Annotated in this window: 14 protein-coding genes; 6 read left to right on the top strand and 8 right to left on the bottom strand. The window is 40.5% G+C overall.

Annotation, left to right across the window (positions count from 1 at the left end):
* Positions 1-222 precede the first annotated feature (222 nt).
* The 4 genes from PASHI_RS21180 to pgi form a co-directional block, all read right to left on the bottom strand.
* Entirely contained in the window at positions 223-2,763 is a 2,541-nt protein-coding gene (locus PASHI_RS21180; protein WP_062566983.1) for a TonB-dependent receptor, read from the bottom strand.
* A 711-nt stretch (positions 2,764-3,474) separates the two neighbouring features.
* On the bottom strand, positions 3,475-4,185 hold the full coding sequence (gene pgl / locus PASHI_RS21175; RefSeq protein ID WP_062566948.1) for a 6-phosphogluconolactonase: 711 nt from the start codon (positions 4,183-4,185) through the stop codon (positions 3,475-3,477).
* Between the two features lie 5 nt (positions 4,186-4,190).
* Entirely contained in the window at positions 4,191-5,663 is a 1,473-nt protein-coding gene (gene zwf, locus PASHI_RS21170) for a glucose-6-phosphate dehydrogenase (RefSeq protein ID WP_054563610.1), read from the bottom strand.
* Positions 5,664-5,930: 267 nt separating this feature from the next.
* Positions 5,931-7,577 (bottom strand): glucose-6-phosphate isomerase, encoded by a 1,647-nt coding sequence (gene pgi, locus PASHI_RS21165; RefSeq protein ID WP_058586232.1) that lies wholly within the window; start codon positions 7,575-7,577, stop codon positions 5,931-5,933.
* A gap of 348 nt (positions 7,578-7,925) precedes the next feature.
* Here pgi and PASHI_RS21160 point away from each other — a divergent pair, with 348 nt between their 5' ends.
* The gene (locus PASHI_RS21160) at positions 7,926-8,957 is read left to right on the top strand and encodes a LacI family DNA-binding transcriptional regulator (RefSeq protein WP_062566947.1); all 1,032 of its coding nucleotides are present in this window, start codon (positions 7,926-7,928) and stop codon (positions 8,955-8,957) included.
* 65 nt (positions 8,958-9,022) lie between these two features.
* Here the strand turns inward: PASHI_RS21160 and PASHI_RS21155 are convergent, their stop codons facing one another.
* From PASHI_RS21155 to PASHI_RS21145, 3 genes are all read right to left on the bottom strand, one after another.
* A complete protein-coding gene (locus PASHI_RS21155) occupies positions 9,023-11,278 on the bottom strand; it encodes an aminotransferase class V-fold PLP-dependent enzyme (RefSeq protein WP_062566946.1) in 2,256 nt (751 codons plus the stop codon).
* A 118-nt stretch (positions 11,279-11,396) separates the two neighbouring features.
* On the bottom strand, positions 11,397-12,464 hold the full coding sequence (locus tag PASHI_RS21150) for an AI-2E family transporter (protein WP_062566945.1): 1,068 nt from the start codon (positions 12,462-12,464) through the stop codon (positions 11,397-11,399).
* A complete protein-coding gene (locus PASHI_RS21145; protein ID WP_062566944.1) occupies positions 12,457-12,675 on the bottom strand; it encodes a sulfurtransferase TusA family protein in 219 nt (72 codons plus the stop codon). The genes PASHI_RS21150 and PASHI_RS21145 overlap by 8 nt, the downstream gene beginning before the upstream one ends.
* 155 nt (positions 12,676-12,830) lie before the next feature.
* On the opposite strand from PASHI_RS21145, the gene PASHI_RS21140 reads away from it, so the two are divergent.
* From PASHI_RS21140 to PASHI_RS21120, 5 genes are read left to right on the top strand one after another with little or no spacing between them, the layout of a single operon-like run.
* On the top strand, positions 12,831-13,496 hold the full coding sequence (locus PASHI_RS21140) for a hypothetical protein (RefSeq protein WP_062566943.1): 666 nt from the start codon (positions 12,831-12,833) through the stop codon (positions 13,494-13,496).
* Position 13,497: 1 nt separating this feature from the next.
* On the top strand, positions 13,498-14,958 hold the full coding sequence (bepA, locus tag PASHI_RS21135; protein ID WP_062566942.1) for a beta-barrel assembly-enhancing protease: 1,461 nt from the start codon (positions 13,498-13,500) through the stop codon (positions 14,956-14,958).
* Positions 14,959-15,012: 54 nt separating this feature from the next.
* Positions 15,013-15,360 (top strand): arsenate reductase (glutaredoxin), encoded by a 348-nt coding sequence (arsC, locus tag PASHI_RS21130; RefSeq protein ID WP_062566941.1) that lies wholly within the window; start codon positions 15,013-15,015, stop codon positions 15,358-15,360.
* Positions 15,360-15,914: an NAD(P)H:quinone oxidoreductase gene (gene wrbA, locus PASHI_RS21125; RefSeq protein ID WP_062566940.1), complete on the top strand. Its 555-nt coding sequence runs from the start codon at positions 15,360-15,362 to the stop codon at positions 15,912-15,914. The genes arsC and wrbA overlap by 1 nt, the downstream gene beginning before the upstream one ends.
* On the top strand, positions 15,911-16,366 hold the full coding sequence (locus tag PASHI_RS21120; protein WP_062566939.1) for a DUF2069 domain-containing protein: 456 nt from the start codon (positions 15,911-15,913) through the stop codon (positions 16,364-16,366). The genes wrbA and PASHI_RS21120 overlap by 4 nt, the downstream gene beginning before the upstream one ends.
* A gap of 87 nt (positions 16,367-16,453) precedes the next feature.
* On the opposite strand, the gene tnpA is transcribed toward PASHI_RS21120, so the two are convergent.
* Entirely contained in the window at positions 16,454-16,888 is a 435-nt protein-coding gene (gene tnpA / locus PASHI_RS21115) for an IS200/IS605 family transposase (RefSeq protein WP_036970631.1), read from the bottom strand.
* Positions 16,889-16,901: the final 13 nt, after the last annotated feature.

Raw genomic sequence — 16,901 nt, 5'->3', positions numbered from 1 at the left:
CTCGTTGATAACAAGGCAAAAATTTCGTTATTTAGTTGTGCTCGGCAATTGCTCCTGCATTGCTCTACCTTCTGCATCCATGCAGTCGTAAATCAGAAATTTTTAACGCAGTTAGCGACAGGTTTAATCCCTCAAAATGACTAAGTATTATTGCGGATTGGTATTACTCACAAAAAAGCCCAGTGCGAGCTGGGCTTTCTTAATTTCGTTATCTAAATCAGATTAGAAACGTAGTGATACACCTAGCTTGTAGCGTGCTTCACCTTCAAAGCTCCATGCTGGGTAGCCGTTACGAAGCTCAGGAACTACTTCTGCATCAGAAGGAGCAACACCGATTTGTACGCTGTCTTCTTCAGTTAAGTTAACAGCTTCAAACGTTACGTCAATGTTATCAGTTACGCTGTAGTTAGCACTGAAATCAAGCGTACCGTATGATTGGTGCTCACGGTTACCGTAGAAACCAGGTAGCTCACGGATCATGTACTCTGAACGCCAGTTATAAGCTAAACGTGCTGAGTAAGTATCTGTTTCATAGTAACCCACTAAGTTCACAGTATGCTTAGACGAATCTGAGAATAATGGGATCATATCTGGGTAGTTTTCAGCTTCTGATGGTGCATCTACGAATGTGTAGTTTGCTGAATAACCAAAGCCACTGTCAAAGCCATCTTGAATTTGTAGCTCGATACCTTCGATTTGGCCACCACTTGCATTAAGCTTAGTAGATAGCGTCCAGTTATCACCTTGAGTATCTGGGTCTACAACACCGATTTGTTGATTCAAGATTTGGCTTGAAGTAACAAATGATGTGATGTCTTTGAAGAAGTAAGTTGCACTTACCATACCGTCACCATCAAAGTACCACTCGATACCTAAATCAGCTTGAGTTGCTTTGAATGGGTTAAGGCCTACGTTACCTTTAGTTAGTACTTCGTTATTTGCTGTACCATCAGCGTAACCTGCAAAAGATGATGCAGAGAACATATCTGTGTAGTTAGGACGTGCAATAACTTGTGCAGCAGAGGTACGTAAAATTACATCTTCAGCTAAATCGAATGCGATATTGATGCTAGGTAATACGTCGTTGTAGCTCGCTTTATCTGTGCTTAGTGAACTTTCGTACTCACCATTTGCAAAACCGTAGTAATCTGATTCTGCATCTGTAGAGATATAACGTAAACCGAAGTTACCGCGGATAGATTCTGCAGAGAACTCAGCCATTGCGTAAACTGCGAAGTTTTCTTCTTCGATTGTACCGTAACCTGAGCGGTATACAGCTGAATCATTATCGAAGCTTGCAATTGCAGCACGTGCATCAGCTACCATTTTGTCAAAATCTGGCTCAGGTAAAGTGAAACCTGCACCTGATGACATTGTACCTGAGTAGTAAGTCTCACCATCACCACTTGGTAATGTATCAACTAAAGTAGTTGAGTAAGTCTCTTGTTTTACTTCATGGTCAGCCCAACGGAAACCTGTTTTGATTGCTGTGATAGCACCAAAATCAACAGGGAATGAAAGGTCTAACTGTGCGTAAGTTTCTTCATCTGTGTTAGGTTGCTTTTTAAGTGCCCAACCAGCAGGAGATAATGGACCTGCAAAATCTGATGCTTCAAAGTATTTGTTATTGATATCAATTTTGATCACATCACCAGTAGCATCATAAGTACCAGCGTAATCAGATGGAACGCCGATGAAGTTACCGTAGTTTGCAGTTAGGTCTGTACCACCTTCTGATTCAGTTGTACCGAAACGACCTTTTAATGTGAAGTTTTCACCTTCGTATTTAAGGCTAAAATCAGCAGTGTCAGATGACATGCTTGCGATACGTGCCCAAGTTTGAGTCCAACCTGGGTTTACACCTTCACCAGTACGACGGTAGAAAGTACATGTACCTGATGCATTTGTTTGCTCACAAGCTGCTTCTTTGTCGTCAGGGAACATTACGAAGTTTGAGGTATTTGCATTGTTTGCATCTAACTCAAGGCTCATGATGTTTAAACCTAGCTCTAGGTTTTCTGTAGGACGATACTGGAAAGTTGCATTTAATGCTGTACGCTCACGCTCTTGTTGGAACGTAGTAGGAACAATATCACCCCAACCGATCAGTGATTCGATACCGTTACGTTGGTAGTTTGTTTCAGCCCAAGATACTGAACCTAATAAACCGAATGTTTCTTCGTCATTTTTCCAGCTAAATAAGCCAGAAACTTGAGGGTCTGTTTCTTCAGAGATTGTGCCGTAATCGCCTTTTGCACTTAAGAAAGTTGTACCAGCGTCAAGATCAAGTGGCTTACGAGTGTTAACAATAACTGTACCACCAACACCACCTTCTACAACGTCAGCTTGAGAAGATTTATAAACTTGGATTTCACCAACTAATTCAGGTGGTAAAAGCGTGTAGTTGAAGCTACGGTCGATTGATTGTTGGTCATACCAACCTGTTGATGCAACAGTTTGACCGTTTAAAAGTGTGCGTGTTAATTGGCTTGAAGCACCACGAATAGACACTTGCTGACCTTGACCGAATTGACGGTTAACAGCAACACCTGAAATACGACCAAGTGCTTCACCTACATCGCCATCAGGAAACTTACCGATGTCTTCTGCAGAAACAGCATCGACAACGCTGTCAGCAAAGCGCTTAGTATTCATTGAAGCTTCAAGTGAACGGCGAATACCGCGAACTTCAATTACTTCAACATCTTCTTGAACTTTAGTTTCTTCTGCTGCGTATGCAGCGCCAGTGAACCCAGCACTCATTACGAGGCCGATATTAACTGCTAATAAGCTTTTCTTAAAATTTTTAGCTAACACAGGATTCCCCTTGAATCATTTTGTTGGTTTTTTATATCACTTCTGCCCAGTGATGATGACAACGCTGTCATCTGGTAACAAACCATACACTCTAAATTACATTTGTGCTACATCTTTTTGGTTAATTTGTGCAAAAAATTTACAACGAAATAATCAAGTTATTGATATAACTAATATTTAATATTGAGTTTTTAAGAATTGTTACAAATAAACGGCGCAAATATAGCATGAGTGATATTGCAGATGAAAAGACCAAAAGGATGAGTTTTTGAAATTAGCTAAAAATTACATGCATTTTTGTAAGCTTTAGTTTCCACTGGGCGTTTATTAACCATAACTAAAAGTTATATAAAACCTGTTATCTAACAATAAATTAGCCTAAAAAACTAACCTATTTCTAAAAGCACGCTGTCATGTACAAATTATTTTTAACTTTTTCTGGGCAGAATGAGTTAAAGGGAATGTTGAGAATAACAATCAATAGCAATGACAGCGTTGTCATTTTCAATTATATAGAGCCCTTTTGTACTTGTCTAACACTTTATCGGGCTATTTAAAGAAAGCGTATTTATTCAATACTGTTCGTTAAAGATGACTATTTAAAAACAAAAAAGCGAGCATAATAGCTCGCTTTTGACCTTGATTTTAATTAGGCGATTAAGGCGCCCAATAAACTTCAATATTGATATGTGGGTGATTCAATACTGCACGTAAAGGCATGTCAGCAACTGCACCGCCCTCTTTCGCTTGCTTGTAAACAGCAAGCTTTTCTTCACCGCTAATTAAAAGCTTCACTACTTTAGAGTCTGCAATCGCAGCTAAAGTTAACGTCATACGCTCAGTGATTTTACCTGTTACATCGCTTTCAATAGCGTTAATTGCACATACTAAATCATCTGTCGCAAGACCGTGTTCAAGGCCTTCAGCATGTGGGAAAAGTGAAGCCGTATGACCATCTGGACCCATGCCTAAAATTGTCACATCAAAAGGACGCTTTAATACTTTGTATGCAGCTTCACATTCTGCTACACCATTTTGTGCCGTTAATGCGTCATTTTTCATTGTTACGAAATTAGCTGCAGCGCCATGGTTTTGTAATAGCGTGCTTTTGATAAATGCTTCATTACTTTTTTCATGATCAGCATCAACCCAACGCTCATCAACCATAGCAACATCAATGTTTGCCCAGTCAAGTTCAAGGTTCGATAAGTGCTTATAAGCTGGTGCTGGCGATGAGCCACCCGATACCATTAGTACCGCACGACCATCTTCTTTAATACCAGCAACAAGACTTTGTTCAAGGCTTGAAGAAAGCTCAGCTGTTAATTCGTCTTTGTTTGCAAAGAATTTTTCAACAATTGTTGCCATCTTAATTACGCCTTATCGCCTGTGTTAAACCAAACGTGGTTGTTTTCTTCTAAAAGCTCATCGGCATCTTCAGGGCCCCATGTACCAGCTCGGTATAACGATGGTGCACCTTTTTCTTGCCAACGCTCAATGATTGGGTCAATCCATTTCCATGCTTGACGCACTTCATCACGGTGAATAAACAATGATGGGTTATTTGCTGCGGCATCTAACATTAAGCGCTTGTAAGCATCTGAATGGAAACCATTACTGTACGCTTGCGATAACTCAATGTTCATGGTTACTGGTTCTAATTGCATCTCAAGGTTATCAAGGCGCTTAGACATCAGTGTTAATTGAATTGTTTCTTCTGGTTGCAGACGAATAACAAGACGATTTGGCTCAATGTTACCTACGTTGTCGGTATAAACGTTGTGAGATACTTTTTTGTATTCAACAACGATTTCAGCACAACGCTTTTTCATACGTTTACCAGTACGAAGGTAGAAAGGAACACCTGCCCAACGCCAGTTATCGATGTGCGCACGAATAGCAACAAAAGTTTCTGTTTTGCTCGCACCTTCGTTTAATTCTTCTAAGTAACCTGGGACGATTTTACCGTCTAAGTTACCTGGTACATACTGACCACGTACAATGTTTGCATCAACATCTTCAGCCACTAACGGACGTAACGACTCAAGTACTTTTAATTTCTCAGTACGGATGCTGTTCGCGTTTAATTTGTTTGGTGATTCCATTGCCACTAAGCAAAGTAATTGTAACAAGTGGTTTTGTACCATATCGCGTAATGCACCCGCTTTATCGTAGAAACCAGCGCGGCTTTCTAGGCCCACTGTTTCTGATAAGCTAATTTGGATGTTATCGATTGATTTTGCATCCCACAGGTTTTCAAACAGTGAGTTTGAAAAACGCAGTGCCATTAAGTTTTGTACGGTTTCTTTACCTAAGTAATGGTCAATACGGAATACTTGCTCTTCTTTGAAGTATTCAGCAATTTTTGCATTGATTGCTTCAGCAGACTCACCACAGTAACCAATCGGTTTTTCAACAACAACGCGTGACGTTTCTGTGATCAGACCTTTCTTAGATAAGATTTCACAACAGCTACCGTACACTGCAGGTGGTAATGAAAGGTAAAAAACACGAGACTTATCAGCATCGTGTTCATCAAGGATATCTTTTAGTTTATCCCAGTCATCATCGGCTTCAGTTACATTCGTTACAACTGGCACAAGATAAGCTGAAAATGCTTTCCAATCTTTTGCGTTGTACTCACCTTTACCTAAAAAGTCTTGTAACGCTTTATGTGCTGTTTCGATGTATTCTTTACGTTTGCTTTCTTCACGTACCGTAGGAAGGATACGAGAACCTTGAGGAAGGTTGCCCTCTTGATAAGCGCGATACATTGCAGGAAGTAACTTACGTAACGCAAGATCACCGCCGCCCCCAAAAATTACGATATCAAATGGATTTAACATATATCACTCTCTACATTGGCAATGCCATGTTAATCGACTCATGCAGTATGGCAGTGCGTGTTGTTATCTGGTTGATTGGCTGTGTTAGATGATCCCTTTAACAAAGCCTGTTGAATTTGTTGTAAGTAGTTTACTCATTATTCTTATGTTGGCTGAAGTAAATGAGTCTTAGGGGCTCTGTAAATCCTCTCACAAAAATACAGGCCCTAAGAACTCCAGCGCTACCCGTTCAAAGGTATTCGGTTTACAGCTGTTGCTGCGAATCTATTACTGCTTACGATGTGTTTTATAGTAAGCGATCAGTCCGTTGGTTGAGCTATCGTGTGGATGACTGACTGCGTCATCAAATAATTCAGCTTCAATTTTAGAGGCAAGTCCCTTACCTAGCTCTACACCCCATTGGTCAAATGAACAGATTTCTAAGATAATGCCTTGGCAGAAGATCTTGTGCTCATAAAGCGCAATTAAACGTCCTACCGTTTTCGCATCAACTTTATCTAACAACATTGACGTTGTTGGGCGATTGCCTTGGTGAATCTTATGATTCAATAATTCTGCAATTTCTGCTTCAGATTTACCTTTTGCGGTTAAATCTGCAGTTACTTGCTCTGCATCAACACCGGCCATCATCGCTTCGGTTTGTGCAAAGAAGTTTGATAATAAAATATCATGGTGCTTACCAACATTTACTTGCGGCTCAATTGAGGCAATAAAGTCAGCAGGTACAATTACATTACCTTGGTGCAGACATTGGTAAAAAGCATGTTGGCCATTAATACCTGTCATACCCCAAATAATTGGAACCGTCGTGTAAGGAACCGTTTCACCAGCAAAAGTAACATGCTTACCGTTACTTTCCATCTCACCTTGCTGTAAATACGCAGGTAACATGTGTAGTGCTTGGTCATACGGTAAAATAGCTTGTGCCGTATAACCTAAAAAGCTAGTGTTCCAAACACTTAAAAGCGCCATTAACAATGGTACGTTATTTTCAAATTCAGCATTTTTAAAATGCTCATCAATTTCAAACGCACCTTCTAGGATCTCTTCGAACGCGTCGAAGCCTAGGTACAGGGCGATTGGTAATCCTATCGCACTCCATAAAGAAAAGCGACCGCCTACCCAATCCCACATTGTGAATACGTTTTCATCAGCGATACCAAAGGCCGCTGTTTTTTCTAAATTGGTGCTTACAGCTACAAAGTGCTTAGCAATATGTTCTTGCGCTTGTGCTGTTTGTAAAAACCACTCAACAGCCGATTTAGCGTTAGTCATGGTTTCTGAGGTTGTAAATGTTTTAGATGAGATAACAAATAATGTTGTCTCAACATCTAACCCTTGTAAAACAGATGCAATTTGAACACCATCAACATTTGATACATAGTGAACATTTAATGTGTCGTCAGCATAAGCAGCAAGTGCTTCGGTTGCCATTTGCGGACCAAGGTTTGAACCACCTACACCAATAGCAACAACATCTTTTACAGCTTTACCTGTGTAGCCTAGCCACTCGCCACTACGTACTTTGCCAACAAAGGCTTTCATTTTAGCAAGCTCAGCGTTAACAGCGTCAGTTACGTTTTCACCATCAACCATTACAGCTGTGTTAGCGCGGTTACGTAAAGCAGTATGAAGTACAGCACGGTCTTCAGTAATGTTAATTTTCTCACCACTGAACATCTTGTCGCGCCATGCGCTGATATCGCACTCTTTCGCTAAAGCAATTAATTGTTCAAAAACAGTTTTATCAATTTGTTGTTTTGAGTAATCGAATAATACACCTGGGATCTGAGCAGAGAATTGCTCGAAACGCGTGCTATCTTTGGCAAATAAATCTTTAAGATGAATTTGTTTCATCTTCTTGGCACTTTCAGATAGTGCTTGCCAACTAGCTAATTGCGAACGGCTGCTCATATATATAATCCCCTCAAAACTTGCAACAAACTGATTTTTAACTATCTTTTTATTAATGTTGAATAAAGACAGCAATTAAAAATACGATGAAAATTAACACTAAGTTAAAATGACAACGCTGTCAATGTTCTACTTTTACATTTTATAGTCGAGATAATAGCGCAATTTTTCTCTTTTGACACCGGTATCATAAAAATTATCTCAATTATTTTACTGCTAATTTGGTAGAACATTAGATACACTAACTAACTTATATTAAATATTAATGTACCTATTAAGAAAAAGCGCTCTGGTGAACACTTTTCGATATTATTATAATACAAATATAACTAACTATAAAGTAACAGTATGAAAGTAACCATAAATGATGTAGCCAAGCTCGCTGGTGTTTCAATGAAAACCGTTTCGCGAGTAATTAATAAAGAGCCATCGGTCAGAAAAAAAACGTACGACATAGTGATGGACGCTGTTAACACGTTGAACTATCAACCAAACCTTGCAGCTCGTAACCTAGCAGGCACATCGTCTTTTACTGTTGGTTTAGTTTATGACAACCCGAATGCTTATTATGTCATCGATATGCAAAATGGTGTGTTGTCGCGCTGTAAAGAAGAAGGCTATGAGCTGGTGATTCATCCATGTAACTACCTTGATGGCAACATGGAAGAAGACTTTAAAACCATGATCAAGCGCTCTCGCTTAGCAGGCCTTGTATTAACGCCACCGCTGTCAGAGCAAAATAGCATTATCGATATGCTAGATGAAATGGGCATTCATTATGTACGCGTACTCTCTGGTCGCCCTACCGAAGAAGACCAAGACACTTGTATCTATGTGAACGACTACGCCGCTGCGTACGAAATTACTTCTCACCTACTCTCGCTAGGCCATAAGAGTATTGGTTTTTTATGTGGTGACAAAGAGCATAAATCAACAACTGAACGCTTAGAGGGTTATCAGGCCGCATTAAAAGATCACAGCATCTCGATGAATGATGAGCTGATCTATGAAGGCCAGTATTCTTTTGAATCAGGTGTAGAAGGTGCAAAAGCATTGCTGGGTGAAAATAACCCGAAAAACATCACTGCCCTTCTTGGCGGTAACGATGAAATGGCAGCAGGCGCGTTATTCGCCTCACGCTTAATGGGGATCGAAATTCCACAGCAGTTATCAATTACCGGCTTCGAGGACTCACCGTTCTCGCGTCAGACTTGGCCTAAACTCACTACAGCTCATCAGGCGAATGATGTGATTTCGCAGCATGCAGCGCGTTTACTGTTTAGAAAAACCCGTGGTGCACGTAATCAAGATAAAGACATCATCACGACCTTTACCCCTTCATTAGTGGTACGGGAAAGCTCAGGCCCTACAACGGCCTAGTTTATACAAGTTACGAAAAAGCCGCTCTATAGCGGCTTTTTTAATGACTGAATTGGTATTACTTATTAAAGCAATGCTAAACCGCCATTTAAGTTATAAACGTTTTCAAACCCTAACTGCGACAGATTGTTTGCCGCTTGTTTTGAACGATTACCACTTCGGCAAACCAAAATATAACTATGGTCTTTCTCAAGCTGCCCTTGCACGATGGCGTTTGCCATACGACTGAGTGGAATGTTGATCACTTTGCTATCAGCAACTGTAAATAACTCAGCCAAATTATTCGCACCATGCTCATACGGCTCACGAGTATCAATTAAGTAAGTGGCTTTATCGTTTAGCATTACTTTAGCATCACTTGCAGCAAGCTGTTTCATTGGCGCACTTTCAAGTGTTTCAACATAGCCACAAAGAGAATGACTTACAGTATGCTTTTGCTCATCCGCATGTTGCTTTAATTCAACAAACTCATCATCTGATACTTGTTCACTTAATAGTTTTGCTAATAACGGCGTCGTTGCCTTTTGAGCATGCCAATCCATAGCAAAACATTGCTGATAATCATGCCCTGAACAAATTACCGTAGAATCTTGCACTGCCATAGCAAGCTGTTTTAATGATTGAGCCATTTTCGCAGCATCGCCACCGCTAATTGCTGTGTTACCTAAGCCACCTGGTAAGATTAAATCACCACAGAAGCAATAGCTGATATCACCGCTTTGTGTATCTGACAATAAATAGCTAACACTATCGTCACTATGACCCGGTGTCGCTACTTTAGTTAAGCGTGCATCGCTTAATTCGATGGTTGCTGAATCTTTAGGCCAGCCAAGTTCATCTATTTCATTAGCAACAAAACGTTCTGCGAGCTCTTTTGATAATAAACAACGAGCCGATAAACGCTCTTGGTGATTATGGGTATCTAAAATGGCTTTTACTGTTAGACCTTGTGTCGCGACAATTTTCGCCATACGCGGAATAAGCTCGATAATAGGATCAATCACCACTGCGTTTTTATCGCTGTCTACATATAGCCAACAGCACGCTGCTTGATGACGTAGCTGTGTTAAGCCAATCGCACAAACTTCGTGTTGAGGCGATGTACTATCAGACACAACAAGACAATTTGCCTCTAGAATCGGTTTTAGTGAACGAATTTTATCGCAAGCAAAGTCAATCTCTTGCTGATTCACAGCAGGGCCAAACGACATACGTATCGCGTTTTCACTTTGCCAATCACTGGCTCCCATCGCATCTAAAACAAAGCTACGATTTGCACCTGAGCTACATGCAGAGCCGCCACTCACACGGATACCCGCCGCATCAAATAAATCCATCACTTCTTTACTGGTTAATTCGTTAACTGCAAAGTTTAATGTTGTTGGCACTGAATGCTCAAAACTGTGATTAAACGTGATGCTGCCAAAGGTGTCTGTTAATGCAGCTAATAATTGCTCGCGAAAAGCATGTAGCTGCTCAATTGGCTTGAATGTTTGGTTTTGTTTATCAAGTAATAACGAGAACAACTTATTCAAGCCAGCAATGCCTGGTAAGTTTTCGGTGCCTGAACGCATACCACTTTCTTGGCCGCCACCAGCAATAAATGGTGTATACGCACTGCCTTTACGAATATAAAGTACACCAATACCTTTAGGGGCATACAATTTATGGCCAGAGAATGGAGCATAATCAATGGTTGTTTGGCTTAGCGCTAAGTTGGTTTTACCTAATGCCTGCACGCAGTCAACCATCCAAGCCACATGGGTGTTTTCACTACGAATGACTTGCTCAATAGCGCTTAAATCTTGGAATACACCGGTTTCGTTGTTTACTGCCATAGTACAAATCATCAGTGCATTCGCAGCATGTTTGCGAATAAACTCGTGGTCTAAAATACCGTTTTTATCTACTGGAATAGCTAATACCTGTGCGTTGATATCAAGCACGCTGTTCCAATGTTTTAGGGTATTTGGCACCGCTTTATGCTCTGTTGCCCCATAAAGTAATACCGGATTCTCGATTTGATGATTTTTCGCAGCAATAAGCGTAGAAACAACCGCTGTTTGAATACCTTCTGTTGCACCTGAAGTAAATAAAATATCGCCGTCAGTTGCGCCAATGACTTCACGTGCTTTGTTACGCGTTTGTTCTAATAAGTGTTTTGCTTGAATACCCGTAATATGAGAGCTTGATGGATTACCAAAACAGACTTGCATCGTGTGCGAAACCACATCGGCAATTTCAGGAAGTACAGGAGTCGTTGCATTCGCATCTAAATAAATTTGCTGATTAGCATCGTCAGGAAGGTAAAAATTTGCCATGTAAAACGCACCATATTACTAAAAGATATATCTTATAACCTATTTTACATTTTTCACGGCTAAATTATAATAATCAATTAGTCAGTAAAGTGCGTTTTCTATACTTTTTAAGACTAAGCTAACCTTCTATTAGCTCAACCTGCTTAGAAGACCAGGCATTTATAAGCGCTTTTACTAATGAAGCCAGCGGTATTGCAAAGAACACGCCCCAAAACCCCCATAAACCACCAAAAAACAATACCGCAACGATGATAAACACGGGGTTCAAATCTACCGCTTCAGAGAACAGTAACGGCACTAACACATTGCCATCAAGTGCTTGGATCACTCCATAGATAATTAATATGGTCCAAAATTGTGTTTCTAAACCAAATTGGAATAACGCCACCGCAGCGACAGGAATGGTCACCAAAGCAGCCCCAACAAATGGAATAAGCACCGATAAGCCAACCAACACTCCGAGTAAAGCCGCATAGCGAAGATCAAGTACTGCAAAAGCAATAAATGATGCTGTACCAACAATTAAAATTTCAAATACCTTACCGCGGATATAATTCATGATTTGCTGATTCATTTCTTGCCATACTTGAATGATCAAGCGGCGCTGCTTAGGCAATAAGCGTTCGGCACTTTGTGTGAGCTCTAATTTATCTTTAAGCATAAAGAACACCAGGAGCGGCACTAAGATCAGATAAATCAGCCAAGCGGCCACATCTTTTATTGAGGTAAGTGACACCGATAGCACCAACTGACCAAACTCAATAGCTTTGGTCTCTACACTGGTAACAATTGATTTAACCTGATCTTCAGTAATCAAACTTGGGTAATCTTCAGGAAGATGTAAAAGCAGCGCTTTACCTTTTTCAATCATGTAAGGGGTTTCTTGAACTAGGTTGCTGGTTTGCTGCCAAAGCACTGGCCCCATGCCGACAATAATCATGATCATCAAGCCACTGAATACCAACATAACAAGAATCGTTGCGGTAAAGCGTTTTAAACCTAGCTTTTCTAAGTGAGCAACAGGCCAATCAAGTAAATAGGCAATCACCAAGGCAACTAAAACTGGCACGATTAACGAACCAAAAAAGTAGAAAAATGCAAAGGTTGCAATAAGCAGTAACAACAAGGTTACTGAATGGGGATCAGAAAATTTATTTTCGTACCAGGCTTTTACATACTCAAACACGAATGGGCTCCACAGTTAGTACACCTAATTCTAGGTCAATTTTAAAATGGTAATGATGTTTTTCTAAAAATCGCTGCATATCGTCCGTTGCCTCAGCAGCATTAAATGTAAAAGTCACGGGTTGTTTAACTGATGTTGCCTTATTCAACCCTAATTTAAACTGAATAAATTGTTGAGGGCACTTATAGCCTCTTAAATCAACCGTTAACATAGCGAATCAACTGCGTTATTAATATGAATAATAAGTATAAGGTGTAGGCTGCTTGCGAAAATAAGTCTTTATAATGAGAAACAACTCATTTTTTTCTTAAAACACGCAAAACAATAGTTTATCCTTAATCTATAACTGGTAGTAAAGGAAACTCCATGCCTGGCTCGCATAATAAAGCGCAATTACCTGCGAATCCAACTCTTAAAGAGATAAACTGGTATAAAAAACAAATAAACTGGGGCGAGCTACCGCCTTTTTATCATATGGTGGCATCATCGGTTAGCGAATCTGAAGGGATTTTAGACCACGGTTTTGATAATGCCGTTAAACAATTAATTGATCCACGCAACTGGAACCTTGATTTATTAGGTGGTCATGAAACCGACTTGGGCGAAATTGTCTGTGAGCAAAAGCCGCGAATTGCTTTGCATCAAAGCTTTACGGACCGAGGTTTCGAATTATGGGCCTACCCTTATGCTAAAGATGTTATGGTAGACCAATACATCAAAGACAATCGCTTTATGGAATTTAAGGTGTGGGACCCGCACACCATGAAAAACCTTATTCGCTTTAACCAGCTTCATAAATTCATCGCTTTTTACTTTGAAAGAGGCGATAAAGCTGACAAAGCCCTAATTCTTCACGCCCATAAAGTAGCGCATAAAATCATAACTTTTTTACAACGAGAGTTGAACGTTGTTAAGCTAGATGGAGTCACAATAAAAGATTTCTATCAATTGTGCGAAAAAGACAGCCGAGCATGCAGCGACGAAATAGACTTAGCAAAAGTCATGTTAGGTGAGCAAATCAACAAGGAATAAGATGCGACTAAAATCAGCCTTTATTACACTGTGCAGTGCATTGCTGACATTTTCAATATTGCATAGTGAGCCGTTGAAGGCACAAACAAACTTTAAGCTGCCCGATTTAGGGACCTCAGCTTTACAGGCTTTGCCGATTGAAAAAGAGCAAGCGATCGGTGAAGTGATGATGATGCAAATTCGTGGCTCATCACCCGTTGTAAGTGATCCTGTTCTTGATGAGTACCTGACCACTTTGGGCCGTCGTTTAGTCGCAAACGCCAACGATGTGCGTTTTCCATTTTCATTTTTCTGGTTAAACAACGCTGAAATTAATGCCTTTGCCTTTTATGGTGGCCATGTGGGTGTGCATACGGGTCTTATCGCACAAGCCGATAACGAAAGCCAATTTGCCTCAGTACTTGGGCACGAGATTGCTCACGTAACGCAGCGCCATTTAGCCCGTCGTATTCAACAGCAGCAAGATAACAGCGCGTTAACTATCGCTGGTATGATTGCAGGTATTTTAGCAACCGTTGTTGCACCTGATGCCGGCATAGCCATTATCTCAGCAAACCAAACACAAGCGGCATTTAGTCAATTAACTCATAGCCGTGCTGCTGAACAAGAGGCAGACCGTATTGGTATGCAGACCTTAAACAATGCAGGGTTTGATCCTCGCCAATCGAGCGAGTTTTTAACTAAACTTGCTGCACAAATTCGCTACAAATATAAGCCGCCAGCCTTTTTGCTCACTCACCCATTGCCTGAAAGCCGTGTCTCTGATGTACGCTTACGTGCCGAGCAGTATCCAAAAAGACACTACTCCGACAGCCTAGAGTTTAACCTAGCTAAGAGCCGTGTTATTGCTCGTTATCAGCAAAAATCAAAAGCCGCAGAAGATTTATTTCGTAAATTAATGCGTGAAAATACCGCTCATAACGACACTGCACTTAAATATGGCTTGGGTATTAGCTTGTTGGACCAAAAAAAGCTTGATGAAGCAGCCAGTATTTTGAATCCACTGCTTGAGCAAGATCCAAAGAACTTATTTTATATTGATACCCACACAGACTTACTCATTGCGCAAGGTAAAGCGAATGAAGCAGTAGAGTTTTTAGCTAAGCTAGATATCGATAGACCTAACAATCAGGTGATTGCATTAAACTATGCAAATGCCGCTATTGAAGCTAAACAATTTGACCTTGCTGAACGTATCTTAAAATCTTATTTATTAGCAAAACCTGAGAACAATCTTGCCAAAGAGCTCATTGCTGATGTCTATAAAAAGCAAGAAAATATGGCTTCCTACCATGAAGCGCATGCCGATGTGCTTGCCCAATATGGCGCTTATTTAAAAGCAGCTGATGAAATTCAAAAAGCACTAAACTTTGTTGAGCCTGAAGAGCTAGTTAAACAACAACGTTTAAAAGCCCTACTTACACAATACCGTCAATTACAAAAAGAGCTTGCGAGACTTTAAGTCTCGCGGCGCTTGCCCTAAAATAAGCCAAATTATTAAATGTGAGAACACACCATGTCTGTGACTATTTATCATAATCCACGTTGTTCAAAATCGCGTGAAACACTTGCCCTATTAGAAAGCAATAACGTACAGCCAAGTGTTATTGAATACCTAAAAACACCGCTTAATGAACAACAAATCTCGACTTTAGTTAGCCAACTGGGCTTCACTTCAGCGCGTGAGTTAATGCGTACTAAAGAAGACATCTACAAAGAGCTTGAGCTTAAAAACGAACAAAACGAAGACAAATTAATTGCTGCAATGGCTGCCAACCCAAAACTAATCGAGCGCCCAATTGTTGAAAATAACGGCAAAGCTGCTCTAGGTCGTCCACCAGAAAACGTATTAAGCGTACTTTAATGGCTATAAACATTGTTGTGCTATACCACTCAAGCCATGGCTCTGTAGAAGCAATGGCACATGAGATAGCCGAGTCGATTGAGCAACACGGTGCAACCGCCTTATTGCGCACGTTTGTTAAACGTCAGCCACACGATATTGTGATCAGTAAAGATGATCTAATTCAGTGTGATGGCTTAGCCTTTGGCACCCCTACTCGATTTGGCATGATGGCCTCACAAGCTAAGAGCTTTTGGGAAACCACTAGTGATCTATGGCTCAAAGGTCAGCTAATAGATAAGCCTGCTTGCGTTTTTTCGTCATCAAGCAGTATGCACGGTGGTAACGAAGCTACCTTGTTGAATCTATCACTGCCGTTGTTACATCACGGCATGATGTTACTTGGTGTGCCTTATGAGGTACCTGAGTTATTAGCAACTGAAACCGGCGGTACGCCGTACGGCGCGAGTCATGTGGCCGGTAGCAATAACAGCAATGTGTTAAGTAAAGACGAAATTAAAATTTGCCAAAGCGTTGGAAAACGCTTGGCACTAATTGCGAGTAAATTAAAATGAGCTTGGAACCTGAGCTAAATCAGCCTGTTGCCAAAAAACCAATTACAAAACGATTCCAACGTTTTGCACTGATTGGTTATATCGGCTTATTAGTTTTGATGCCAATTTGGCTGTTTTTAATTGCCCCAAGAGAAGGCCACAGTAACGCCTTTATCTTTGTTGTTTATATACTGCCTCTACTGTTACCACTTAAGGGCATTATTCAAGATAAGCCTTATACCTACGCGTGGGCAAACTTTATCGTGATGTTCTATTTTATCCATGGATTTACATTACTATGGGTCGCACAAGAGCAGCTGATTTGGGTATTACTTGAGTTAACCTTTGCTAGTCTGATGTTTATTGGCTGCACCTATTATGCTCGCCATCGCGGACAAGAGCTTGGTCTTAAGATACGCAAATTAAAAGAAGAGCTGGCCGAAGAAAAAGCCGCTCATGAACACGATAAATAATACCGATTCGTTTATCAAAAAATGAAGTAAAAGATCCACCTTCTAAAGAAGGTGGCTTTGCATTAGCCCCCTAGAAGGGGGCGTTGTTTACTGCAGTGTTAACTGTGCCTGCTCTTGTACCTCTTCCTTTTCTTGGTGCCTGACATACCGTCTTATTATTTCTTCATTTATCCCTACTGTATCTACGAAGTACCCTCTCTGCCAAAAATGGTTTCCCCATAACTTGTTTTTCCTTAAGTATGGATATTTGCTAAATAGCTTTAACGCTATTTTTCCTTTTAAAGCACCCATTAGTTTCGAGACTGATAACTTCGGCGGTATCTTTACTACCAAATGAACATGGTCAACCTGCACATTTAACTCGACTACTTTGCACCCTAACTGCTCACAGTAAACTTGTATGCACCTGTAAACATCTCTGCCTACTTTGTTCTTCAATATTCTGAACCTATACTTTGGTGTCCAGACTATATGATATTGACATCGCCAATACACATGCGATGCTTTCTCGTATCTACTCATGTTTTTTCCTTAT

The organism is Pseudoalteromonas shioyasakiensis, from assembly GCF_001550135.1.
Lineage (GTDB): Bacteria > Pseudomonadota > Gammaproteobacteria > Enterobacterales > Alteromonadaceae > Pseudoalteromonas > Pseudoalteromonas shioyasakiensis.
The sequence above is the reverse complement of the archived record's forward strand: the minus strand, read 5'-3'. Positions and strand labels throughout refer to the sequence as shown.